The 22,082-nt window shown below is 34.1% G+C and carries 23 protein-coding genes; 16 read left to right on the top strand and 7 right to left on the bottom strand.

Going from position 1 to position 22,082, the window contains the following annotated elements:
* The 3 genes from galT to RNZ47_RS12960 all read left to right on the top strand — a co-directional run.
* Positions 1-513 (top strand): galactose-1-phosphate uridylyltransferase (gene galT, locus RNZ47_RS12950; RefSeq protein ID WP_311940782.1); only part of this gene is annotated, 513 nt, incomplete at its 5' end.
* 95 nt (positions 514-608) lie between these two features.
* A complete protein-coding gene (locus RNZ47_RS12955; protein ID WP_311940785.1) occupies positions 609-1,460 on the top strand; it encodes a zinc-dependent peptidase in 852 nt (283 codons plus the stop codon).
* A gap of 90 nt (positions 1,461-1,550) precedes the next feature.
* Positions 1,551-1,967 (top strand): CBS domain-containing protein, encoded by a 417-nt coding sequence (locus RNZ47_RS12960; protein ID WP_311940787.1) that lies wholly within the window; start codon positions 1,551-1,553, stop codon positions 1,965-1,967.
* Here RNZ47_RS12960 and rpe read toward each other — a convergent pair.
* From rpe to RNZ47_RS12980, 4 genes are all read right to left on the bottom strand, one after another.
* Positions 1,964-2,626: a ribulose-phosphate 3-epimerase gene (rpe, locus tag RNZ47_RS12965; protein ID WP_311940790.1), complete on the bottom strand. Its 663-nt coding sequence runs from the start codon at positions 2,624-2,626 to the stop codon at positions 1,964-1,966. The two genes, RNZ47_RS12960 and rpe, sit on opposite strands and share 4 nt — an antisense overlap.
* 138 nt (positions 2,627-2,764) lie before the next feature.
* Positions 2,765-3,628 carry a sigma-70 family RNA polymerase sigma factor gene (locus RNZ47_RS12970; protein WP_242085608.1) on the bottom strand — a complete coding sequence of 288 codons (864 nt, stop codon included), beginning with the start codon at positions 3,626-3,628 and terminating at the stop codon, positions 2,765-2,767.
* Positions 3,629-3,846: 218 nt separating this feature from the next.
* A complete protein-coding gene (locus RNZ47_RS12975; RefSeq protein WP_311940800.1) occupies positions 3,847-4,221 on the bottom strand; it encodes a hypothetical protein in 375 nt (124 codons plus the stop codon).
* Positions 4,222-4,292: 71 nt separating this feature from the next.
* The gene (locus tag RNZ47_RS12980) at positions 4,293-5,294 is read right to left on the bottom strand and encodes a hypothetical protein (RefSeq protein WP_311940802.1); all 1,002 of its coding nucleotides are present in this window, start codon (positions 5,292-5,294) and stop codon (positions 4,293-4,295) included.
* A 139-nt stretch (positions 5,295-5,433) separates the two neighbouring features.
* On the opposite strand from RNZ47_RS12980, the gene RNZ47_RS12985 reads away from it, so the two are divergent.
* From RNZ47_RS12985 to RNZ47_RS13010, 6 genes are all read left to right on the top strand, one after another.
* On the top strand, positions 5,434-5,700 hold the full coding sequence (locus RNZ47_RS12985) for a hypothetical protein (protein WP_311940805.1): 267 nt from the start codon (positions 5,434-5,436) through the stop codon (positions 5,698-5,700).
* A 374-nt stretch (positions 5,701-6,074) separates the two neighbouring features.
* Complete coding sequence (locus RNZ47_RS12990) at positions 6,075-7,214, top strand: helix-turn-helix domain-containing protein (RefSeq protein ID WP_311940808.1); 1,140 nt, start codon at positions 6,075-6,077, stop codon at positions 7,212-7,214.
* A gap of 120 nt (positions 7,215-7,334) precedes the next feature.
* On the top strand, positions 7,335-8,030 hold the full coding sequence (locus RNZ47_RS12995; protein ID WP_311940811.1) for a DUF6134 family protein: 696 nt from the start codon (positions 7,335-7,337) through the stop codon (positions 8,028-8,030).
* 61 nt (positions 8,031-8,091) lie between these two features.
* Positions 8,092-8,700, top strand: coding sequence for a CPBP family intramembrane glutamic endopeptidase (locus tag RNZ47_RS13000; RefSeq protein ID WP_311940814.1), 609 nt, complete (start codon positions 8,092-8,094; stop codon positions 8,698-8,700).
* The gene (locus RNZ47_RS13005) at positions 8,697-9,680 is read left to right on the top strand and encodes an NAD-dependent epimerase/dehydratase family protein (protein WP_311940817.1); all 984 of its coding nucleotides are present in this window, start codon (positions 8,697-8,699) and stop codon (positions 9,678-9,680) included. Before RNZ47_RS13000 ends, RNZ47_RS13005 begins: the two co-directional genes overlap by 4 nt.
* Positions 9,680-10,450, top strand: a complete 771-nt coding sequence (locus tag RNZ47_RS13010) for an SDR family NAD(P)-dependent oxidoreductase (RefSeq protein WP_311940820.1) — start codon at positions 9,680-9,682, stop codon at positions 10,448-10,450. Before RNZ47_RS13005 ends, RNZ47_RS13010 begins: the two co-directional genes overlap by 1 nt.
* A gap of 55 nt (positions 10,451-10,505) precedes the next feature.
* On the opposite strand, the gene RNZ47_RS13015 is transcribed toward RNZ47_RS13010, so the two are convergent.
* On the bottom strand, positions 10,506-11,621 hold the full coding sequence (locus tag RNZ47_RS13015; protein WP_311940823.1) for a sensor histidine kinase: 1,116 nt from the start codon (positions 11,619-11,621) through the stop codon (positions 10,506-10,508).
* A 188-nt stretch (positions 11,622-11,809) separates the two neighbouring features.
* Between RNZ47_RS13015 and rpsO the strand changes: the two genes are divergently transcribed.
* A complete protein-coding gene (gene rpsO / locus RNZ47_RS13020) occupies positions 11,810-12,079 on the top strand; it encodes a 30S ribosomal protein S15 (protein ID WP_311940826.1) in 270 nt (89 codons plus the stop codon).
* A gap of 278 nt (positions 12,080-12,357) precedes the next feature.
* The gene (locus RNZ47_RS13025) at positions 12,358-14,610 is read left to right on the top strand and encodes a polyribonucleotide nucleotidyltransferase (protein ID WP_311940829.1); all 2,253 of its coding nucleotides are present in this window, start codon (positions 12,358-12,360) and stop codon (positions 14,608-14,610) included.
* 370 nt (positions 14,611-14,980) lie between these two features.
* Here RNZ47_RS13025 and RNZ47_RS13030 read toward each other — a convergent pair whose 3' ends face one another.
* Positions 14,981-17,020 (bottom strand): dipeptidyl-peptidase 3 family protein, encoded by a 2,040-nt coding sequence (locus RNZ47_RS13030; RefSeq protein ID WP_311940832.1) that lies wholly within the window; start codon positions 17,018-17,020, stop codon positions 14,981-14,983.
* Positions 17,021-17,205: 185 nt separating this feature from the next.
* Here RNZ47_RS13030 and RNZ47_RS13035 point away from each other — a divergent pair, with 185 nt between their 5' ends.
* The 3 genes from RNZ47_RS13035 (at position 17,206) to RNZ47_RS13045 (ending at position 19,333) form a co-directional block, all read left to right on the top strand.
* The gene (locus tag RNZ47_RS13035; protein WP_311940836.1) at positions 17,206-18,228 is read left to right on the top strand and encodes an SRPBCC family protein; all 1,023 of its coding nucleotides are present in this window, start codon (positions 17,206-17,208) and stop codon (positions 18,226-18,228) included.
* Positions 18,229-18,236: 8 nt separating this feature from the next.
* Positions 18,237-18,602 (top strand): fluoride efflux transporter CrcB, encoded by a 366-nt coding sequence (crcB, locus tag RNZ47_RS13040; protein ID WP_311940839.1) that lies wholly within the window; start codon positions 18,237-18,239, stop codon positions 18,600-18,602.
* Positions 18,603-18,745: 143 nt separating this feature from the next.
* On the top strand, positions 18,746-19,333 hold the full coding sequence (locus RNZ47_RS13045) for an AbiU2 domain-containing protein (RefSeq protein WP_311940841.1): 588 nt from the start codon (positions 18,746-18,748) through the stop codon (positions 19,331-19,333).
* Between the two features lie 102 nt (positions 19,334-19,435).
* Here RNZ47_RS13045 and RNZ47_RS13050 read toward each other — a convergent pair whose 3' ends face one another.
* Positions 19,436-20,038, bottom strand: coding sequence for a DUF1684 domain-containing protein (locus RNZ47_RS13050; RefSeq protein ID WP_311940844.1), 603 nt, complete (start codon positions 20,036-20,038; stop codon positions 19,436-19,438).
* 278 nt (positions 20,039-20,316) lie between these two features.
* Here RNZ47_RS13050 and RNZ47_RS13055 point away from each other — a divergent pair, with 278 nt between their 5' ends.
* Positions 20,317-21,528 (top strand): MDR family MFS transporter, encoded by a 1,212-nt coding sequence (locus RNZ47_RS13055; protein WP_311940848.1) that lies wholly within the window; start codon positions 20,317-20,319, stop codon positions 21,526-21,528.
* A 44-nt stretch (positions 21,529-21,572) separates the two neighbouring features.
* Positions 21,573-22,079 carry a hypothetical protein gene (locus tag RNZ47_RS13060; RefSeq protein WP_311940852.1) on the top strand — a complete coding sequence of 169 codons (507 nt, stop codon included), beginning with the start codon at positions 21,573-21,575 and terminating at the stop codon, positions 22,077-22,079.
* Positions 22,080-22,082 lie beyond the last annotated feature (3 nt).

The following is a 22,082-nucleotide window of genomic DNA, read 5'->3' on the forward strand; positions in this document are numbered from 1 at the left end:
AGCCAGTCTACAATTCCAAACGAAGTTGAAAAGAAAGACAATCAGCAAAAAACCTACTATTCAAAAAATAAAAGCAGCCTTTTAGGCGATTATTTAAAACAGGAATTAGAAGCCAAAGAACGAATCATTTTTGAAAATGACGATTTTGTAGTGCTAATCCCTTTTTGGGCCATTTGGCCATTTGAAGCTATGATTGCACCAAAAAAACAATACAAAGATATTACCCAAATTTCTGAAAAGGAAAGTCTTGCGTATGCCGAAGCTATTTCGGTTTTAACCAAAGTTTACGATGCTTTATTTGCCTGTTCTTTCCCTTATTCCAGCGGTATCCACCAAGCGCCAACAAACGGTGAAGACAATAACCATTGGCATTGGCACATGAGTTTTTATCCGCCGTTATTAAGAAGTGCTACCGTAAAAAAGTTTATGGTAGGTTACGAAATGTTTGGTACGCCACAGCGCGACATCACTGCAGAACAAGCGGCACAACGACTACGTGATTTAGTTAAATAGAACTTGGGTTTTTAATTGTAAATTGCCGGAAACTATGTAAAGTAAAGGACAAATAAAATCTGGCAATTTTAACTTTTTAAAAACGTTTATGCTATATGCTTTATTTTTTTATTATTGAGACTTATACCTTGGGCAGTAAAGTTATATTGGGTATTCTGTTTGCGGTATTAGCCTATTTATTGCTTTATTTTGCTTTTAAAATGACCGAAATGGCATATGTTTTAAAGCATAAAAAGCCGTTGTACAATCACTTTTATATATTTTTAAAACAGCTAAATGAGTCGCAAAAAACAATTTTAAAAAATCGATTTTCGTTTTATAAGAAGTTATCGGATAAAGAAAAAAAATATTTCGAGCACCGTGTGGCCTTATTTATTAAAGACAAAGATTTTATTGGTAGGGACGGAAACAGGATTACCGATGAGATGAAAGTTTTAATCTCTGCCACTGCCGTAATGCTTACCTTCGGGTTTAGGGATTTTTATATTGGTGTAATTTCTAAAATTGTTATCTATCCTAAAAAGTTTTATTCCAATACCAATAAAGCCTATCACCGCGGTGAATTCAATCCTAAGCTAAAGGCCTTGGTGTTGTCTTGGGAAGATTTTATGGCGGGATTTAATGATGGAAACGATAATTTGAATTTGGGCATTCATGAATTTACACACGCCATTCATATAAACAGCATTAAGGAACGCGATGTAAGTTCCACCATTTTTAGCGATTCTTTTAAAGAGCTCACAAAGCTGTTATCAATAAATGAAGCTTTAAGGAACAGGCTTATGGCTTCAGATTATTTTCGAAAATATGCCTTTACAAATCAGTTTGAATTTGTTGCCGTAATCATCGAAAATTTTATTGAAACACCACAGGAATTCAAATCACAATTTCCCAAAGTTTATGCTAAAGTTAGGCAGATGCTTAATTTTAATGTGGCAGGTTATTGAGCGGAAAAAATAACTTGAATCCATGATTTTTATCATACTTTATTCGGTTTTTCATTTATACTTTTAATGTAGAATTTAAAACGGAATGCCATGAGAAAATTAACTCCAGTTTCAGAAATAATGACCAAAAACGTCATCGCTTTAACGCGGTCTGACAATTTAGATAGAGCCGAAATGCTTTTTAAAAGACACAACATTAGGCATATTCCTGTTGTAACCCAAGAGTCTATAATAGGGATGTTAAGCTATTCTGATTTACTTCGGATTAGTTTTGCCGATGCCACAAACGATGAGCGCAATGTAGATGCTGTGGTTTATAATATGTTTACCATTGAGCAGGTGATGACCAAAAACCTTGTTAGCGTAACAAGCGATACCACGATTAAAGAAGTTGCCAAAATTTTAGCCGAAAAAGAATTTCATGCACTACCAGTGGTCGACGATAGTATTTTAGTGGGTATTGTTACAACAACCGATTTAATAAAATATCTGCTAAAGCAGCTTTAAGAATTTGCAATAGCTTTTAAGCCTTTAATGGTTTCAAGTTGGTCGTCGCTTTTAAAAACATAACTACCGGCTACTAAAACGTCGGCACCAGAATCAATTAATTGCTTTGCATTTTTATCGGTAACGCCACCGTCAATTTCAATACGCGTTGAGGCGCCTTTTCGGTTTATGAGCGCTTTAAGTTGCTGCACTTTATTATAGGTGTTTTCAATAAAACTTTGGCCCCCAAAACCTGGGTTTACGCTCATTAGGCATACTAAATCAATGTCGTTAATAGTGTCTTCTAAAACATTGATGTTGGTATGCGGGTTTAAGGCAACACCGGCTTGCATGCCTTCGGCTTTTATAGCCTGAAGCGTGCGATGTAAATGGGTACAGGCCTCATAATGAACCGTTAATATATGGCTACCTAAATCGGCAAATGTTTTGATGTACCGGTCTGGATCCACAATCATTAAATGCACATCAATTGTTTTTTTAGCGTGTTTGGCAATAGCTTGTAAAACGGGCATGCCAAAAGAAATATTGGGCACAAAAACACCGTCCATAATATCAATATGAAACCAATCTGCTTCACTTTGGTTAACCATTTCTATATCGCGTTGAAGGTTTGCAAAGTCTGCCGCTAAAATTGATGGTGCAATTAATTTAGAACTCATTGTGTGGTATAATTTATTTGCGCAAAAATAGTATAAAAAAACAAACCCGCGGTAATCAGCCGCGGGTTCTTTCATCAATCAAAAAACGAACAGTTATGTGAAACTGTTTGTTGTCGTAATTTAGTCGTAATTTAATTACTAACCTAAATATGTTTTTAATATTTTACTTCTAGACGTATGTTTTAGCCTACGAATAGCTTTTTCTTTTATTTGTCGTACACGCTCTCGAGTTAAGTCGAAAGTTTCTCCAATTTCCTCTAAAGTCATTGGGTGTTGGTTTCCAAGTCCAAAATATAAACGAATAACATCTGCTTCACGAGGTGTTAAGGTTTCAAGGGCTCTTTCAATCTCCGTACGTAACGATTCATGCAACAGCTCTTTATCTGGATTTGGCGATTCACCACTGTTTAATACATCGTATAAGTTAGAATCTTCACCTTCAACTAATGGCGCATCCATACTTACGTGACGCCCGGAGTTTTTCATAGACTCCTTAACATCGTTAATCGTCATATCCAACTCTTTTGCAATTTCTTCGGCCGAAGGCGGACGCTCATGACTTTGCTCTAAAAAAGCAAACGTTTTATTGATTTTGTTAATAGAACCAATTTTATTTAATGGTAAACGTACAATACGCGATTGTTCAGCCAAGGCCTGTAAAATCGATTGACGAATCCACCAAACAGCGTAAGAAATAAATTTAAAACCACGTGTTTCATCAAAACGTTGTGCTGCTTTAATTAAGCCTAAATTGCCTTCGTTAATTAAATCTGGCAAAGTAAGTCCTTGGTTTTGGTATTGCTTAGCTACCGACACTACGAAACGTAAATTAGCTTTTGTTAATTTCTCTAAAGCTAGTTGGTCGCCAGCTTTAATACGTTGTGCTAATTCTACTTCTTCGTCTGCGGTAATTAAGTCAACTTTTCCTATTTCTTGAAGATATTTGTCTAACGATGCCGTTTCTCTGTTGGTAACCTGCTTCGTGATTTTAAGTTGTCTCATGTAATGTTCTCCTTTGTTTTTTAAGGATTGCTAATCCTGCTTCTATAGTTATACGTACAATCTTCAAAAAATGTTACAAAAAAATATAATTATTTTATGGGCATTCTTTTTTAAGACCCCAAAAGTTTAAAAAAGTCACATTGTCTAATATATTTTTGATAAAAAAAGGAAACTCTTGCTATCGTTAAGGTAGCGTGAATGTTTTCAATTGGAATCATTTAAATTTTTATAGGCTTTTTGTTGCTTAAATTTACCGCTTCAAGCATATCTTGTGTAAATTTATAATGACCGCGGGCAGTAATTATTTTAAACCGGTGCGATTTTAAGCTGCTTAATGTGTTTAAAAACAGCCATTTGGATTTGAGTTGATTGGGTTTTTCAGATTTTAAGCTTATATCGAAGTAATGCTTTCTGCCTTCTTTTGTGGCAACAATATCTGGGGTTATACTAATATCGCTTCCTACTTTCGAGAATGATTTTGGTGTTTCGTAACCATCAATATCGGCTTTAATGTTTTCAAAACCACGGCTTTCCAAATAGGCGATTGAATTTTCTAAAACGTCTGAATATTTGTCTTTATCTGCTTTTATCATAGCTAGTAATATAATGATTATTAGCAGAATAGCAAATTTTTAACTCGATTTAACGTTTTGTGAAAGGTTCTTCACTCAAAATCAAAAGGATCATTATCGATAATAATACGTTCTCTTAATCGGTTTATTTTTTGATGCATTCTTTTAAAAAACAGCGATCTGTCTTTTTCGCCGGCATTTACCAATAGTTTTGAAATACTCATTTGTTTCTCAAAAAAATCGAACATGAGCTCGCAAGTAGGTTGATGCTCAATTTTAAAATAGCTTATTACGGTGAACGGCGTAAAAAATACTTTTTGATGTGGTGTTTTTACCATAATGGTATTGCTCATGGTATGTATATCGTTAAAATATAAATTATAAGTAGCTTTATTTTTAGAGTCTATCAACGATTGTTGGATAGCCTGTTTTTCAACATGCCGTATCACATCTTCAATATCGGTACAAATAAGTAATGCCAATTCTTTGGACAGAGATCCTGCTTCAAAATAATACAGCACTTGCTGTAATGTGCCATTAATAGTAGTGTTATTCCAAATTTCGGTAATGTTTATATCTTTATAAACCTCACCTAATTTAAAGGCGTTTTCCAGCAACGAATCCGGAATATCTTTTATAAAATCGTCAAAGGAAACCTTGTTTCTTGTCATTTCTGTATCTACATCCTTTAACCAAACGTATATTTTATAACGCGATAAAAAAGAATCTTTAAGTGTGTGAAAAAGCGGAATATCCTTTGCCGAATAAATAATGGAAGCGCTCTTTAATTTTGTTAACGGATAAACGCTATTGTAGGATTGTTTTAGCCACATCTCCAAACCTTCTTTATTGTGTATGGGAGGCGATAAATCTGTAAGTATTGTGGTTTGGCTACCTACTTCAAATAACTTATTTAACGATATTTTATAATGTTTTGCAAGCTTTACGGTTTCTTCAAGCGACAAACTGGTTTTTAAGTTAATTCTGCGGTAAGCGGCATCGTAACCAATATCCAAAACACCTGCTATTTCATCTACAAATGAGGTGTTGTCATCCGCCTTTTCTTTTAAATATTGAATAAACTGATCTTGCATTATTTCAAAAATTGAAAGTAGGAAAGAGGATGATTTTGTGAAAATTAAGAAAAATAAATTGAATTCTTAGCAAATTAGTCTAATGATTATCAATAAATGCAAAGTAAATTTGAGTCATAATCTTTTAACATTCAATAAAATGAAATCTTCATACTCACATATTTTTCTGTTTTGGACGTTACCGAGTATTTCTATGGTTGAAGCCTATAAAAAAAAGTGCAAACTATTAAATAATGCCATGTATAGCATGAAGTCTATTGAAATTACAACCTTTCAAAATAAAATTTTAAAACTGAAAGAAATAGGCATTGAGTCTGGAAGATTTTATGGATTTGAAAGCATTAAGGGTGGAATTAAAAAGATAAGCTTAAACATTAACGATATAAAAAATATAATACTATTGTAAAACAATAAAACTAATGCCATCATGGGAACTAAAACAACACCATCTGCTTCATGGTTTTTCAGGATATTGGATAGCTATATTCGTTTAATAGTTGTTAGGAAAAGTTATAAAAAAGTTTTTTTTCGCAAAGCACCAAAACGAGCGACTTCAATTAACATAAATATTGCTTAGGTTATATTTGAAAAAATTACTCGTTAATAAATAACGATTTAAAATAATAAAACAATATTTTTGTAATCGATTGACTAATAGTTGTTTGCTTAAATTCCTTAAGGAGTTTCAGGCTTTTTTAAAAATTGCAACATCGAGATTATGGTTTTCCCTAAAATTAATTAAATCTTTTTTTAATTGTATTTAACCAACTGTAATTACTTGTGATAGTTAAAATTATTAATTTTCTTTTAATAGCTGGAGTTCTTCAAGGTTTTGGATTTAATCTTGTGACTGTTTTTGTAAAGAAAAGGTTCCATAAAGTAATTATATTCCTAAATTTAACGGTATTATTTATTTCATTAAACAATCTGCAAGCATGGTTAATTGATAGTGGGTTTACAAGTAAACTTTTCTTAATAAACCAGCTATTGGTGCCTTGGTATTTGTTAATATTTCCCATGTTTTATGCATTTACTGCAAATTTTCTGCGAGTAGAAAAAAAGGTAAATAGCTTTATCAAGCCCACATTAATCCTGTTTTTTACAGAAATGGTTATTAGGCTTTGCTTAATTTCTTATGTGTATTATGAAGTGCTAAATAGAGACATTTCTTTAATTGAAAAATACACAGCACTTGAAGAAATATGCAATGTGTTTTACTGCGTGTTCTTATTTGTAAACGCCAGCTTATTAATTTTTAGAAAACACGAAATGCTTGACTATATTTTAAGTTACGATGATTTAAAATGGATAAAATGGTTCATAAGATTAGGGAGCATCATTGTTTTATTTTGGATTACAGCTATTATTATAAAAAACATTTTTGACAATGATATGGCGTACTATCCTTTGCGTTTGGGGACATCGGTTTTGCTGTATTGGATTGGATACCAAGGATTCTATAAATACAATGTAGTACAAGACCGTATCTTTTTAAGAAGCACCATAAATGAAAACAAGGTACTGATTACGGATAATCCGCCGAATAAAACAGAAACCCAAAAAGATCGCATTGTTAATGAAAAACATCAAAAAGAATTTAATAACATAAAGCAACATATTATAAACAACAAACTCTATCTCGATCCTTTGTTGAGTATGGACACCATAACCTCGCAGTTGGGGATAAGTAAAAGTCATTTTTCTAAACTAATCAATACGTATAGTAAATATAATTTTTCAGATTTTATAAATTCCTTGCGGGTAGAGCAGGCCAAGAAATTCTTATCGAACGATGAATTTAGTGCCTACACCATTGTTGCTATTGGTTTGGAATGCGGATTTAATTCGAAATCCACATTTTATTCCGCTTTCAAGAAGTTTACTTCAGAAACACCCACCCTTTTTAGAGACCAATTTTAAACGTTTTAGTCCGAGATTATCTTTGGACATCCTAATTTTTACAACTTAGAGTATTTAGGATATTTGAACCGGTGATTGCTAATAATTTTACGATTAATAATAATCTTAAAACTATTAGTTATGATACCAGCACTTATTTTATATCTCATTAGAAGATTTAAAAGAAAATCGAGCTCAGCTAAAATAACTAACAAATTAATATCAAAAATAAAAAAGATAAGAGCGCTACTGTTCTTCGCTTTAATGATTTGTTTATCTGCGTTTACAAGTTTTAATAACTCTGAATCAATTACATACAACGTGATAAACGGCGATAAAACCATTGGAACCATTAAAACAATTAAAAATGGTTTTAAAGATTCTGAAACCTATACGCTTGAAAGTAATATTAAAGCAAAATTTCTATTTAAGTTTAATATTATAGGTAAAGAAAAATCTGTTTATAAAAAAGGCATATTAGTATTCTCTTCGGTATTTAGAACGGTAAACAACAAAACTAAAACGAACCATAAAATAGTTTTGGACGGCAATCATTACAACCTCGAATCCAATAAAAACTCTCAAGCATTAAATGTTAGCTTAATCAAGCAAAACCTTATAACACTTTATTACGAAGAACCCATTGGAATTTCATCCGTTTTCTGTGATAATATAAAACAAATGGCACCTGTAAAACCTATGGGTAAAGGGCAGTATAAGGTTGAGTTTACTAATGGGAAGTACAATGTTTTTCATTATAAGAATGGAAAATGCATCAAAATTGAAGCAAAAAGCACACTTTTTAATGTTGATTTAATACCTGTTAATCATGAATAGTTTACATGTTATTTGGATTATCATCGGTGTTATTTTCACCACTTATTTTATAATTAGTTTGATGTATAAAAAATTAGGCATTGGTAAATTGGAAAATGCTTTGGTGGTTGTAAACGGCTTAAGGTTTATAAATTTAAAACACATCATGGGTATCGTGCTTTTCGGGATTTTCCCTTTTGCAATGATGCCAGAATTAAGACATTTAATAAACACTATAGAGGTTCCAAAACTACACGTATTAATCCCTTTTGTAATTGTGTTTTTTCTTTCAGCTTTTATTTCTAATTTAAGTATAAAAAAGCATGTTAATATTGAAAAAATATATGCACAGCATTATAGTTTTTCAGATGCATGGGCTTATTTTATTATCAGATTTTGGTTTCTATTGTTCTACGAATTCTTTTTTAGAGGTGTGTTATTATTTATGTTTTTAGATCACGTAACTATAACAATAGCCATAGTGTGCAATGTTGTTTTATACATGCTAATACATGCTTTTGATTCGAAAAAGGAAATTTTAGGCACCATACCTTTCGGAATAATTTTATGCCTGTTAGCCTATTTTACAAATAGTGTTTGGTATGCTTTTTTAGTCCATCTTTCACTATCTGCCGTTTACGAAATTTCAATTTTTTATTACCTAACCTTAAAAAACAAAACCATATCATGAAGGTATTTTTAACAGGATCAACAGGATATGTTGGTCATCAATTGGCAATAAAACTGGCAAATCAAAATCTAAAAATTATAGCGCTAGTTAGGGATTTGAATTCTGAGAAGATTCCGAATCATAGAAATATTTTCCCGGTTCAAGGCAATGTGTGCGATTATGAATCTGTTGAAAAAAACATTAAAGGTTGCACCTATGTTTTTCATACCGCAGCATACACCAATTTAAAGAATAAAAGATTAGACAACTTTTATAATACCAATGTTGTTGGTACCGAAAATATCTTGAAAGCATCATTAAAACATAAAATTAAAAAAGTTATTTATACGAGTTCATTGGCTGTTTTTGGGCCCTCATATAAAGATGTTCCAATTACAGAAAACCAACCCAGATTGGTGTCTTATTCCAATGATTATGAATTGACTAAAAGTATTTCAGAAGAATTGGTTTTCAATTATATAAAAACAGGATTGCCATGTGCTATCTTGAATGTTTCAAGGGTTTATGGTCCAGGTTTAAAAACATTTTCAAGTGGCGTTAACACTTTAATTTCAAAAATAGCTAACAATGACTTTTTATTTGTACCTGCTAAATTACATGTTTCGGCAAATTATGTTTTTATAGAAGATGTTGTAAACGCACATGTTTTGGCAATGACTAATAGAGCTTCCGTTGGAAAATATATTATAGGTGGAGAAAATATTAGCTATGAAACCCTTTTTAAAAACATTAAGAATTTAACCAAAAGTAAAATTAGAATTATAAAAATTGATTTCGGAATTGTAAAAACAAGTTTAAAATGTATCAATGTTTTTAGAGGTTTTTTGGGCAAACCATCTGGAATTACCATACGTGTTTTAAACTCATTATTCGTTAACCGATTGTCCACTTCTCAAAAAGCAATTACAGATTTAGGGTATCGCATTACACCGTTAAATTCTGGGTTGACGCAAACCATTGAATATTTAAAACTTTCGTAATGAAAACTTATACTTTAATTACTGGTGCAAGCAGAGGTTTTGGAAAAGCTTTGGCTTTGGAATATGCTAAAAAACAGACGAATCTGGTATTGGTGGCTTTACCAAATTCGGGATTACTTTTGTTAAGTAATTTTTTGAAAGATAATTTTAAAATTGATGTTTTGGCTTTTGAAATCGATTTAAGCTCAAAGGAAAATTGTATACAACTATACAGTGAAATAAAAAGGGAAGGAGCGTCTGTAAAGTATTTAATAAATAATGCAGGCATGTTAAGCAATGGCCTTTTTGAAAATATGGATGAAGATTATTTTTTAAATCAAATAAATGTAAATGTTTCAACACCAACGCTTTTAATAAAATTGTTTATAGACGATTTTAAGGCCAATGCCCCATCGGGTATATTAAATGTAAGCAGTATGGCAAGTTTTTTTCATTTACCAAAAAAACAAGTTTATGGCGGTACAAAAGCATATCTGCTTTCCTTTTCAAAAAGTCTTAGAAAAGAATTAAAACCATACAACATATCGGTATCTATTGTTTGCCCGGGTGGGATGAACACCACTACCAATCTGTGTTTGCAAAACAGGACTTTAAGCGGGATTTCCAGAAGTTCTATTTTGAACCCCGAAGAAGCCGCAAAAATTACCGTTGATCAATTTACAAAAGGAAAAGAAGTCATTATTCCGGGAAAAATGAATAAAGTGTTTATGTTTTTAAACTCCATTTTACCTACTGGGATTAAGAATAGACTTACTAGCAATGCTATTTAATCAATCAATTAAACAATGGAATTTATGTGATCTAAATTCAGCTTAAAAACTTATATTATTTAGGCTTACACGCCTTTAAATATATGGAAAACTCGCTTCCTACATCAACCTCGCTAGTCACAATAACTTTTCCGCCCATGGATTCAATATGGGTTTTAGTAATAAATAAACCTATGCCAATGGCATCTTCGTTGCAATGAAACGTTTTGTACATTTGAAACAGCTTGTCGCCATATTTGTCTAAATCTATTCCTAAGCCATTATCTGCAATATTTAGAACTATATAATCATTTTGTAAATCGGTGGTGAGTTTAATTTTTGGCGGTCTTTTATCCGATCTGTATTTTATGGCATTGGTTAAAAAATTTAAAATAATGCTATCTAAATATGCGGGGATTCCTTTTACACAAAAATTCTCATCAACATCGTTTATTATGGTTGTATTTGTGTTTTTGGCAATTGCTTTAATATTGTAAATGGCCTTTTCAACATAATCGTATAAGTTTAAAGTTTCCGTTTCGCTTTCGTCTATTTCTTTAATTTTGGCAACCTGGGTTAAGTGCGCCATGGTTTCCTGTAAATTTTCGATTGCCTTTTTTAAAAGCACAAAATTTTCATTTTCATTTAATAAAGAAAAATCCTCTTCTAAAAATTCGGCAAGCATTGATAAATTGCCCGAGTGCGAGCGTAGATTATGCGTAATGATATCGGCAAAGGCAGTTAGGCGTTCATTCTGCTCTTTTACCACGCTAAGCATCATTTTTAATTTATTTTGACTTTTTTGATGGTTTGTAACATCTGTAAATTGCCAAATCATGTGTGGCCGCCCTTCTTTATAACTTACTAACGACACATATATTAAAATAGAAATAACGGAGCCGTTTTTATGGAAATAGCGTTGTTTAACGCGGTATTTGTCTATTTTTCCCTGAATTAAACTTTCGTACTTTTTTTCGTGAACGCCAAGATCCTCCCTAAATATGATATTGTCAATATTCATATTAAAAAGTTCTCTTCTTGAGTACCCGAAAATTTCGCAAACGCTATCGTTCACTTTTAACCAATCGCCCTCTAAATTTAAAATGGCGATACCATTATAAGTGTTATTAAAAATGCGTTCAAGGAAATATGAGGTATCTGAAAAGGTACCTTGGAGTTTTTCTGTTTTCATCTGTTAATCTTTTAAATTAATTTATAGTTGCTATTAATTAAAAGGGTTGGTTAACGATAAAAAACTTAACGCTTCTTAAGCATCTGTAAAAGTTACAAAAAAATTCGTAAAAACACAAAAAAACACTACATTTGCGGCTCGAAAGAAAGGCTTTCGTGTACATAAAAATCATTTACAACAATATTAGCATGTATTTAGATCAAAAAGAAAAAGAGAAAATTTTTAAAAAACACGGTAACAATGCAAAAGACACTGGTTCTGCAGAAGGACAGATTGCATTATTTACTTATCGGATTAATCACTTAACCGAACACTTGAAAAACAATCGTAAAGATTATAATACCGAGCGTTCGTTAGTGAAATTGGTAGGAAAGCGTCGTGCTTTACTAGATTACTTAACTAAGAAGGATGTTTTAAGATATCGTGCTATAGTTAAAGAATTAGGTTTAAGAAAATAAGAAAAAGAGGCTTTTTTAGCCTCTTTTTTGTTTTTGCGTTAGGGATTGCAGCGGCATCCTTTTTTGCCATTAAAAGCAAAAAAGATATAGCGGAAAGCCCGACCTTTAGGTAACGCCCAAATAACTTAACTCGAGCGTAGGAGTTTAAACCACGCAATAGAAGAAGCTAATTATAGTTTTTCATTGGTCAATCACACACACAACAACTACACACAACACAACGACCATTGTTTAACATGATTTGAGCATGATTGTGCTTGAATTACAAGAAAAAATTTATGATTCCAAAAGTTTTTAAAGAGGTTATTGACCTAGGGGACGGTAGAGAAATTTCTATCGAAACCGGAAAATTGGCAAAACAAGCGCATGGTAGCGTTGTTGTGCAATCTGGAAAATGTATGTTATTATGTACAGTTGTTTCCAATTACAAACAATCTGATGTCGACTTTTTACCGTTGACCGTAGATTACAGAGAAAAATTTGCTGCCTCGGGACGTTACCCGGGTGGTTTCTTTAAAAGAGAAGCAAGGCCTAGTGATGGTGAAGTATTGACCATGCGTTTGGTAGACCGGGTGCTACGTCCGTTATTCCCAAGAGATTATCACGCGGAAACCCAGGTGATGATTCAGTTAATGTCTCATGACGAAGACGTTATGCCTGATGCCATGGCTGGATTAGCTGCCTCTGCTGCGATTCAATTATCAGATTTCCCGTTTGAATGTCCAATCTCCGAAGCAAGAGTTGGTCGTATTAATGGCGAATTCGTTATTAACCCAACACGTGCTCAATTAGCAGATTCTGATATCGATATGATGATTGGAGCCTCTGCCGATTCCGTAATGATGGTTGAAGGTGAAATGGATGAGATTTCTGAAGAAGAAATGGCTGAAGCTATCAAGTTTGCACACGAAGCTATTAAAGAACAATGTGCTGCTCAAGTAAGATTGGCAGAAGCATTCGGAAAGAAAGAAGTTCGTGAATATGCTCCTGAAAGAACTGACGAGGATTTAGCGAAGAAAATTCATGATATGGCTTATGATAAAGTGTATGCTATTGCAAAAGCTGGATCTGCTAAACATGAAAGAAGCGCTGCATTTGAAGCCATCAAAGAAGAAATTAAGGCTACGTTCAGCGAAGAAGAATTAGAAGACTTCGGTGGCATGGTTTCAAAATATTACTATCAAGCTGAAAAAGCAGCTATTCGTGATTTAACCTTAAATGAAGGTTTGCGTTTAGACGGTAGAAAAACAGATGAAATCAGACCAATTTGGTGTGAGGTTGATTATTTACCATCAACACATGGTTCTGCACTTTTTACACGTGGAGAAACGCAAGCATTGGCTACGGTTACTTTAGGTACATCGAGAGAAGCAAACCAAATAGATATGCCATCTTTTGAAGGTGAAGAGCGTTTCTATTTACATTATAACTTCCCACCTTTCTCAACAGGTGAGGCAAGACCAATTCGTGGAACATCGCGTCGTGAGATAGGACATGGTAACTTAGCACAACGTGCTTTAAAAGGTATGGTGCCAGATGAAAGCCCTTATACCGTTCGTGTTGTTTCTGAAGTTTTAGAATCCAACGGATCGTCTTCTATGGCAACGGTTTGTGCAGGTACAATGGCGCTTATGGATGCCGGTGTTCAATTGATAAAACCAGTTTCTGGTATAGCTATGGGATTAATTTCCGATGGTGATTCTGGAAAGTATGCGGTTCTTTCTGATATTTTAGGTGATGAAGATCACTTAGGCGATATGGACTTTAAAGTAACGGGTACGGCAGATGGTATTACGGCTTGCCAAATGGATATTAAAGTAAAAGGTCTTTCTTATGAAATTCTTGTAAATGCATTAAAACAAGCTCGTGATGGTCGTTTGCATATCCTTGAGAAATTAACGGATACCATTGCCAAACCTAATGCTGAGGTTAAAGAGCATGCACCAACAATGGTTACAAGACGTATTCCTAATGAATTCATTGGCGCTTTAATTGGTCCTGGTGGAAAAGTAATTCAGGAATTACAAAAGGAAACGGATACGACTATTGTTATTAACGAAGACCCGGTAACCGAAGAAGGTATTGTTGAAATTTTAGGTGTTGGTAGTAAAGGTATTGATGCTGTTTTGGCAAAAATAGATTCTTTATTATTTAAGCCTGAAGTTGGTAGCGTTTATGAAGTTAAAGTAATTAAAATGCTCGATTTTGGCGCAGTTGTAGAATATATGGATGCTCCAGGAAACGAAGTATTGTTACATGTTTCTGAATTAGCTTGGGAACGTACTGAAAACGTATCGGATGTTGTGAATATGGGCGATGTTTTTGATGTGAAGTACTTTGGTGTTGACCCGAGAACCCGTAAAGAAAAAGTATCTCGTAAAGCTATTTTGCCAAAACCAGAAGGTTATGTGGCAAGACCGCCAAGAGATAACAACAATCGAGGTGGACGCGACAATAGAGGTAGAGACAATCGCGGACGTGATAATCGTCGTGACGACAGAAAACCTAGAGAGGATAAGAAAGAGGATTAAACTTCTTTAAAATCTATAATGTATTAAAGCCCGTTTCAAATTTTGAAACGGGCTTTTTGCTTTTACATCTTAAAACATTGTAGACAGACTGACTTTTTAATGCGTATTCAATCTAATGAAAAACCAAAATCACACTAGGAAAAAACCATTTTGAGCTGTTATATAAATAAATGTAAGATTTGACGCAACCATTTGTTAAGTTTTGTATCTATTAAGTAATAAACATTCTAAAAGCATGAAAATACTTGTAATTATAGCCATCCTTATTATTGTTAATTTGATTCTATTGGCTTTTAGTGTAAACAAAAAAACAGAACCTTGAAAACATTTAGGTTCTGTCTTTTAAAACGGAATTATTAATAACACTTAATTAATTCACTTCTGGCAAAAAACTATAGTTTTTGCTGTATTCTAGCATTTGGCCAGGAAATGTTTCCGGCTGTGTAACTTTAATAGCTATTATTTCTCCAGCTTCATTTTTTTCTGCAACTAAAACAGGATTTACAAAGCCACTGTACGGTGCCGATGTAAACTGTTTGTTTCGCTCTAAAACTTCAGCGTGAATGGCTTGGTCTACTTTTACGCCGTAACCTTCCACTAAAGCTTCAACTGCAGCATAATCACCTTCAGATTTTATACGTTGTGTTTCGCGCAATAACTGTCCAAATAAGTCGTGAAGCTTGTCGTAATCGTTAATATTAAAATAGGTTTTTCCATCGCGCGTTACTTTTTCAATAACATTATCGGCTTTTCCTTTTTCGTATGCCCAGGCCGAAACCCATTGTCTGTTACGCATGTGCGCTTCTTCAACATCGTCGCCTAAATTCAAACGGATCAATTGGGTCATCAATCCATTTCTAATATAGCCATCGTATGCAGCTTTTCCAACCGCTTTCCAATCTTTAACCAAACCTAATTCTTGTAATTTAGGATTGTATAAATAATAAAGTCCAACCAAGTCGGCACGACCTTCTTCAAGAGTTGAGGCATAGTTTTTTAGGGTTTCCTTGGTCTCGCCAACGCCAGGGTTTAATTGCCCCGAGGCGTGCCCAATTACTTCGTGTAATGCCGTATGCAATTTATCGGCCAATTGCCCGTGCTCTTCTTCCAGTTTTAATTCGTCGTCGTCATGCACAAACTCTTTTAAACGCCCTGAACTTCCAGCGTTATTGTATGCCTCGATAATATTCCCTAAAGACACCGACTTACTGCCAACCGCAGCACGAATCCAATTTGCATTGGGTAAGTTTACGCCAATGGGTGTGCTAGGTGAGGCATCGCCAGCTTCTCCGGCCACGTTTACCACTTTATAGGTTACACCAACCACATTTTTCTTTTTATGTGCGTCCATTAACGGTGCATTGTCTTCAAACCATTGGGCGTTATCCGATAACACTTTCATTTTTTGAGACATATCAAAATCATTGATTTGAACGATGTTTTCATAAGAGCCTCTATATCCAAGGGGGTCGTTATAGACTTCAATAAAACTATTAATGTAGTCTATATTTCCTTCCGTTGCTGCAGTCCACGCTACATTGTAGTCGTCCCATGTTTGCAAATCGCCCGTTTTGTAATAATCGATTAATAATCCAAGTGCATTGCCCTGTGCTTCGTTTTCAGCAACCCCTTTTGCCAATTCCAACCACTTAACAATTTCATCGATAGCAGAACCGTACAAACCGCCCGATTTATAAACACGTTCTTTTAACTCACCATTTTCCTTTACCAACTGCGAATTCAACCCATAAGATAAAGGCTTCAAAGGGTCTGGAGATTTCATCTTTCCGTAAAATGTCTCAACATCTTTGTTGGTAACATTTGGCCCATAAAAATTAACTGCCGAAAGCGCAACATTATCAACGCCTTTGGCTTGATTTACTTTTTTGGAATCGGCATCGTTAAAAATAACATCAAAAGCGTCACCTTCTAAAGTTGTACTGGTTTCAGCTAATAATCCTTTTAAATAATCTGAAGAAAATTCAGGTTTTAACTTATCGTTAGAGTAGTGGTGATGAATACCGTTACAAAACCAAACACGCTTTAAATAGGTTTCAAAAGCCTTCCAGTCATCAGTTGATTTATCGCCATTGTAATGGGCATAAACCTGCTCTAAGGCTTTTCTGATTTTAAGGTTATGTCGGTAATTTTGGTCCCACATAATATCTCTACCTGCCAAACCTGCTTGGGTTAAATAATACACCAATTTTTGCTCTTTTAAAGAGAGTTGCTCCCAACCTGGAATTTGATAGCGCAATATTTTAATATCGGCAAACTGTTCAACGTTATAATCAAATGCGGTTGATAGATTCTCTTTAACGCTATCGGTTTTCTTTTCAGATTTATCATTTCCGCACGATAACAAAAAGGTTGCTACTAAAGCAAGACTTAATACTGATTTTAATTTCATGTGTGTTTTTTAATTTGGTTATTCCTTAAAAAAGAACGAATTAAACCTAAATAATTTGTGGTATTTTCAAAATAAATAAGCTCCATTGTAATATTTTTATTTTTAGAGTAGCAAATGTAATAATTTATTAATCAAAGATTAAAATGATTATATTTGATTTTCAATATTTATTATATTTTTTTAAGATGAAAACACTAAAATACATTCTGTTTTTACTGCTTATTGGCATTATTGGAACCGCTATTTATATAGCCGTTCAGCCCAATGAGTTCGAAGTGACCAGAACACGTACCATTGAAGCGCCGGCTGCGGTAGTTTATGATAATGTAATCGATTTTAAAAACTGGGAAGCGTGGTCGTCCTGGGCGGAAGCCGATTCGGACATGACCATTACTTTGCCCGAGCAAACCAAAGGCGTTAAGGGCTCGTATTCTTGGGAAGACAAAGATGGTGTGGGCACCATGGAAATTACTGATGCGACACCCTATGTCTCGATACAACAGCGCATGCAATTTGCCGAATTCCCGCCATCGGATGTGAGTTGGAATTTTAACCCAAACGAGGATGGTTCAACAGACGTTAAATGGACGATTTCCGGAAAGAATTTACCCTTTGTTTTTAAAATGTTTTCCGTTTTAATGGGCGGCATGGAAAAACAAATTGGCCCACATTACGAGCGAAGCCTTGAGAAATTAGACAGTATCGTGGTTAATAGTATGAAGGCTTACATCATAAATATAGATGGTATTACCGAATATGGTGGCGGATTTTATATGTACAAAACAACATCGGCAACCGGGACAAATATTAGCCAAATTATGGGTGAGCAATATGGTGAGATTATGGGGTATATGGCAAGCCATTCCATTAAACAAACCGGCATGCCGTTTACTATTTATCACAATATGGATGTAGCAGAAAACGGTATTATTATGAGTCAAGCCATACCCGTGCAAAATAAAGTTACGGTAACCGGAGATAGTAATGTGCTTTGTGGTTACATTCCTAAAACCAGGGTTTTAAAAACCACCTTAAATGGCAATTATACCAATTTGCCAAAGGCATGGGAAGCCGCCATGAAACATTTAGAAATAAAAAATATCGAACAATCTGATATTCTTCCTTTTGAAATTTACCAAACCGATCCTGGGGAAGTGCCAAATCCAGCCAATTGGATTACCGAAATTTATATCCCGATAAAAGAATAACCTTGTAAATGAAGCAACTTTTATTGGTTTTTGTTGGCGGAGGTTTTGGTAGTGTGTTGCGCTTTGTAATTGGCAAATATTTAAATTCTACCGAAACCGGCATACCTTATGGCACCTTTGCGGCAAACATTATAGGCAGTTTGCTTATTGGTATCATTTTAGGGATGGCAGCCAAAAACGATGCGCTAACCCAAAATCAAACCTTGCTTTTGGCCACTGGTTTTTGTGGTGGCTTTACAACCTTTTCTACTTTTGCATACGAAAACCACGTGTTTTTAAAAGCCGGCGATTTTACAAGTTTTGCATTATACACCATTGGAAGTTTTGTAGTGGGATTTTTGGCCGTGTTTTTGGGGATGTTTTTGGTGAAATGAGATTTGACTTTGTCAGAAAAAAATATAACTTCGTTTGCTTGTGCTGTCCAATAGCTGTCGGGATTGTTTTAGTAACGTCGAATATAAATCATTAAAACGACGCATATCTGCGAGTCATTGTGCATAATCCTAAACCTAATCAAATGAATAATAATAAAGAGATAATTGACAAGCTTTTTGATGTTTGGTTTCAAGGTAAACATAAGTTGATTGAATTTGAAGCTACTTTTCCTGATAACAAAGAGTCAGAGGAATTAAAAGAAGACTTGCTGCCCGACTTTTGCGATACATTGATTGACTTTTACTGGAATTATTTCTTTCTTATAATAGCTAGACTGTTAGACCCACCTACTCAAGGACAACATAAGAATCTAACTCTATTTACTTTATCTGACCTTTTAAAAAAGAATAATAAATCTGAATGGAAAAATGTGTTAAAAAAAACAGATGAATTAAAAACAAAATTTCTGCCAGTTATAAAATACCGAAGAAAAAAGTTAGCTCATTTTGATTTTGACCATACTATTGGAAATGCTGATTTTGGAACTTCAACTCATATTGATGAGATAACTCATTTTTTTGATACAATGCTGGAATTAATAAATTTGACTTACAAACCACTTGGATTTGACATAAGAGTCCCAGTAATTATAAGTAGAGCGAGATTTAAGGGCGGAACCGAATTTAATAGAATATTATCTGAATATAAAAAGTGCTATGCACAACAGTAGCTAAAATTCACTGTGACTGAATGACTAATCGGAATTCAATGCAAGTTTGTTGTTTTTTCGCAACGAAATCATAACCGCAAACGCTAAACAAGCCTCCAAATCTCAATCCTTCCCAAAAGCCTTAACCCCGGCTTCAATCCTGGTTGTTAAATAGTTTTTTCGCGGTACAATGGGGCAAGAATATTTTTCGTTATATGCACAATAGGGGTTATAAGCTTTATTAAAATCTATGATAATGCTGTTGCCTTCGGGAATTCTGGCATCAATATAGCGTCCGCCACCATAACTTTCCAACCCGTTAGTTTCATCTAAAAAAGGCAGGAATAAATAATCTTCATAACCTTCTTCATTTATTAAACCTTGATTTTGATATATGTTCAACGTGAAGTTTTTTCCTTTTAAATCAAAATTTAATTCGCCATATTTTACATATTCCGGGGTTCTGTCTGTGGTGGTCTTCATTTTAAAAATAGGCTCGTTTGGTGTCCGTTTAAAACGTGCGTTTACGACGTAAGTTGAATCGAACTTAAAAAAATCCAAACCCTTAAAACCCTTTCGGTCTTTATCTTTTAATGGTGATGTTGTGGCATCCTTAAAATAAGAATTTTGCTCTTTCTGAAATTCGGTTTCACCTAAAACAGGATTTTTTTCTTGCCCACAAGCTACTACCGAAATGAGTAAAACGGCTAAAACTATTTTTTTCATTTTTAAAATTTAATGCGTTTCAAAAATGCAACTTACAAATATTTTATATAGATTTGTTGCTTACAATTAAGAAAAATGAATAATAACATCACTATTTATAGAAAGCAGTGGACCTCTTGTTTAAAGGCAAGTTGTTGGGCTTATTATATATTGTGGTGATAAGATTATAAAATATTACAATATTAAAAAGTCCGACTTCACAGTCGGACTTTTTATTTTTAGACAACTTTCAATTTAAAAATTACAGCGTATAGAAACAACTTGAACAACTGGAACCAATGAAAATACTATTCAACAATTACCTTGAATCTTTTAAAGGCCTATCGAAAGAAATTTGGTACCTCTCTTTAATAACATTAATTAATAGAGCCGGTACCATGGTTATTCCATTTTTATCGCTATACCTAACCAAAAACCTGGGTTTTAGTAAAGATGATGCGGGTTGGATTTTGGTTTTCTTCGGTTTAGGCTCGCTAATTGGGTCGTGGTTGGGCGGTTGGTTAACAGACAAAATTGGCTTTTACAAAGTGATGGTTTTAAGCCTATTTGTTACCGGTATTGGCTTTATTGGCCTGCAATACGTTACATCGTTTTGGGGTTTGTGTTTTGCCATATTGCTTATAATGGTCATTGCAGATACGTTTCGGCCTGCACTGTTTGTATCGTTAAAGACGTACAGCAAACCGGAAAACCAAACCAGGTCGTTAGCCTTAATTCGATTGGCCATTAATTTAGGAATGGGTGTTGGCCCAACATTGGCAGGCTTAATCATTGTGATGAAAGGTTATAATATGCTGTTTTGGATTGATGGCTTAACCTGTATAACGGCCATTGTTTTATTTAATATTTTGGTAAAAGAAGTTAAGCAAAAACCGAGTGCAGATGAAGGCGAAAAGATTATAAAAGCTAAAAATGTAATTTACAAAGACAGCTCGTATTGGATATTTATTGCGATATGTTTTTTAATGGGCATGACGTTTTTTCAATTGATAGTTACCATGCCCATCTATTACGAAGAGCAATTTGGTTTAAACGAATTTAACATCGGGCTAATCATGTTTATAAATGTGGCTATTATTGTTATTTTCGAAATGCCATTCATACATTTTCTGGAGAAAAAAAGTTTAAAGTCCACGCAATTTATCATCACATCTTGTATTTTGTTCGGGTTGAGTTTTTATGTGCTGTACAACAATTTCTGGCTAGGCATATTAATAGTAAGCATGGTTATAATAACGTTTGCCGAAATGTTGGGCTTTCCGTATACAAACGCATTTGCTTTAAAGCGTGCAAAAGACGGTTTCGAGGGCAGTTATATGGCGTTGTATGCTATGGCATTCTCCTTGGCACATATTTTCAGTTCTAAAATAGGATTGAGTATTGTGGCCAATTTTGGCTATCAAATCAATTGGTTGGTTACGGGCTCGTTTGCAGCCCTTGCCACGGTACTCGCTATATGGTTGCATAATAGGGTGAAACTGGATTTGTAATGCATTAAATCTGAATAATAATTTAAAAATGAAAAGGGATAAATATGAGTATGATTGAAAAATGGGAGAAACTACCGGTTTTTAAAAAAGCCATGGAAATACAAAAATTGGTTGACCATATCGTTGAATGTGTTGAACAATCTGATATTGACTTTGAGAATGACATTGAATCAGAAATGATAAAGAACAACCTGCATTTTTTAAGAGAAAACGCAATGATTATACCTGCAAAAATTGCTGGGGCAGCAGACGAGGATATGCTTTATGATATAAAAATGGAAAACGCCGCCATTATTAGAAAATCTGCTAGAGAACTTATTACCGATGCTAGAGGCATAGAAATGCACGGATTTAAAGATATTGAATATTTAGACCTGTTGAGAAATGAGGTAGAGACGTTTAGGGTTTTGTTTGCAGAATGGGTAAAAACCTTTGATTGTTGGAACTATATTATTGATAGATGGGGGCTTTTTAATCCACCGGGAATTAATTACGACGATAAAGACCCTGATGATGATTTGCCGTTTAATCCCGACGATTTTGAAGAATAGCCA

It is taken from the genome of Hwangdonia seohaensis, assembly GCF_031932625.1.
GTDB lineage: Bacteria > Bacteroidota > Bacteroidia > Flavobacteriales > Flavobacteriaceae > Hwangdonia > Hwangdonia seohaensis.

Bases quoted from the DNA above. Each gene is read 5' to 3' on its own strand.
- rpe (WP_311940790.1), bottom strand. From the start codon at position 2,626: ATGAGTTCTAAATTAATTGCACCATCAATTTTAGCGGCAGACTTTGCA.
- RNZ47_RS13030 (WP_311940832.1), bottom strand. From the start codon at position 17,020: ATGAAATTAAAATCAGTATTAAGTCTTGCTTTAGTAGCAACCTTTTTG.
- RNZ47_RS12995 (WP_311940811.1), top strand. From the start codon at position 7,335: ATGATACCAGCACTTATTTTATATCTCATTAGAAGATTTAAAAGAAAA.
- crcB (WP_311940839.1), top strand. From the start codon at position 18,237: ATGAAGCAACTTTTATTGGTTTTTGTTGGCGGAGGTTTTGGTAGTGTG.
- RNZ47_RS13000 (WP_311940814.1), top strand. From the start codon at position 8,092: ATGTATAAAAAATTAGGCATTGGTAAATTGGAAAATGCTTTGGTGGTT.
- RNZ47_RS13050 (WP_311940844.1), bottom strand. From the start codon at position 20,038: ATGAAAAAAATAGTTTTAGCCGTTTTACTCATTTCGGTAGTAGCTTGT.
- RNZ47_RS12980 (WP_311940802.1), bottom strand. From the start codon at position 5,294: ATGCAAGATCAGTTTATTCAATATTTAAAAGAAAAGGCGGATGACAAC.
- RNZ47_RS12985 (WP_311940805.1), top strand. From the start codon at position 5,434: ATGAAATCTTCATACTCACATATTTTTCTGTTTTGGACGTTACCGAGT.
- RNZ47_RS12975 (WP_311940800.1), bottom strand. From the start codon at position 4,221: ATGATAAAAGCAGATAAAGACAAATATTCAGACGTTTTAGAAAATTCA.
- RNZ47_RS12955 (WP_311940785.1), top strand. From the start codon at position 609: ATGCTTTATTTTTTTATTATTGAGACTTATACCTTGGGCAGTAAAGTT.
- RNZ47_RS12960 (WP_311940787.1), top strand. From the start codon at position 1,551: ATGAGAAAATTAACTCCAGTTTCAGAAATAATGACCAAAAACGTCATC.
- RNZ47_RS13015 (WP_311940823.1), bottom strand. From the start codon at position 11,621: ATGAAAACAGAAAAACTCCAAGGTACCTTTTCAGATACCTCATATTTC.
- rpsO (WP_311940826.1), top strand. From the start codon at position 11,810: ATGTATTTAGATCAAAAAGAAAAAGAGAAAATTTTTAAAAAACACGGT.
- RNZ47_RS13025 (WP_311940829.1), top strand. From the start codon at position 12,358: ATGATTCCAAAAGTTTTTAAAGAGGTTATTGACCTAGGGGACGGTAGA.
- RNZ47_RS12970 (WP_242085608.1), bottom strand. From the start codon at position 3,628: ATGAGACAACTTAAAATCACGAAGCAGGTTACCAACAGAGAAACGGCA.
- RNZ47_RS13005 (WP_311940817.1), top strand. From the start codon at position 8,697: ATGAAGGTATTTTTAACAGGATCAACAGGATATGTTGGTCATCAATTG.
- RNZ47_RS13045 (WP_311940841.1), top strand. From the start codon at position 18,746: ATGAATAATAATAAAGAGATAATTGACAAGCTTTTTGATGTTTGGTTT.
- RNZ47_RS13035 (WP_311940836.1), top strand. From the start codon at position 17,206: ATGAAAACACTAAAATACATTCTGTTTTTACTGCTTATTGGCATTATT.
- RNZ47_RS13060 (WP_311940852.1), top strand. From the start codon at position 21,573: ATGAGTATGATTGAAAAATGGGAGAAACTACCGGTTTTTAAAAAAGCC.
- RNZ47_RS13055 (WP_311940848.1), top strand. From the start codon at position 20,317: ATGAAAATACTATTCAACAATTACCTTGAATCTTTTAAAGGCCTATCG.
- RNZ47_RS13010 (WP_311940820.1), top strand. From the start codon at position 9,680: ATGAAAACTTATACTTTAATTACTGGTGCAAGCAGAGGTTTTGGAAAA.